The sequence below is a fragment of the Oleiphilus sp. HI0066 genome (assembly GCF_001635725.1).
Genome location: NZ_LWFH01001575.1, coordinates 1 through 958 on the forward strand (window position 1 = coordinate 1; position 958 = coordinate 958).

Sequence of the window (958 nt, forward strand, 5' to 3'; positions counted from 1 at the left end):
AAATCAAAGGTTTTCTTTACTAGCTTACCGGCCTTGCTATCTCCCGCCTCTACCATGGCTCGGGAATCAACTTTACGCTTAGCTAAAGCCATCTTCGCAACTTCTACAACTTGCTCTAGTTGAAAATCCTGCTCTGCAGAAAACGTTAGTTTGCTATTTTCAAGCACGATATCTACGTCGACGTTTTTAAAATCCCAACGGTTACTTAGCTCACGCTTTGCTTGATCTACAGCATTCGTGACTTCATGCATATCTACTTCTGAGACAGCGTCGAAAGATGGCATATATTTCTCCGTTAAAATAAACTGAATATCAACTAGGATCGGACAAAGTCTACACAAGAACGACTAATTGGGAAACGTCCCAACACAGCGCTTGATGTAGAGATAATAAAATATAAGGGAAAGGAAAATGCCCATTAATTCATCCATTATCATCGTTGATGACGCTAAATTTAGCGCAGCGATTGTTAGGAAACGACTGAGTGAACATGGCTTCACTGATATTCGAGTAGCGCATCATGCGAATGATGCATTTAGCCTTATTGCCGAGCGTCCAGCTGACTTAGTCATCTCAGACTGGATAATGCCCGACATCGACGGTATAGCGTTGTGCGAGCAAATAAAAGCCGACAATCTGTCACGTTCTACTTTCACGTATTGCTTGTTGATGACAGGTAAAGATGACGAAGAAAGCGTGCAACAAGCTCTTTCTAAAGGTTTAGATGACTTCATTTTCAAATCTGAAATAAATCATCAACTTATTCCCCGCGTCAGGGCAGGATTACGCATCGCCCGCCAGCTAAGTAATGCATTAGAGCGCCAAAAATCATTAAGCGCTGAAATTGTCCTTCTACAGGAAAAACCAAGCATCGACCCATTGCTTGGACTCGCTAACCGCCAATACGCTGAGCAAACATTAGATCGCTTATATAGACATACTCAAGCTCGGGGTGGTG

At 42.7% G+C, this 958-nt stretch carries 2 protein-coding genes; one reads left to right on the top strand and one right to left on the bottom strand.

The features are described from left to right. On the bottom strand, positions 1-284 hold a 284-nt coding region (locus tag A3738_RS24890), incomplete at its 3' end, for a DUF520 family protein (protein WP_156504480.1). 127 nt (positions 285-411) lie between these two features. Between A3738_RS24890 and A3738_RS24895 the strand changes: the two genes are divergently transcribed. Beyond that, positions 412-958, top strand: a 547-nt coding sequence (locus A3738_RS24895) for a PleD family two-component system response regulator (protein ID WP_156504481.1), incomplete at its 3' end; no start/stop codon positions are given.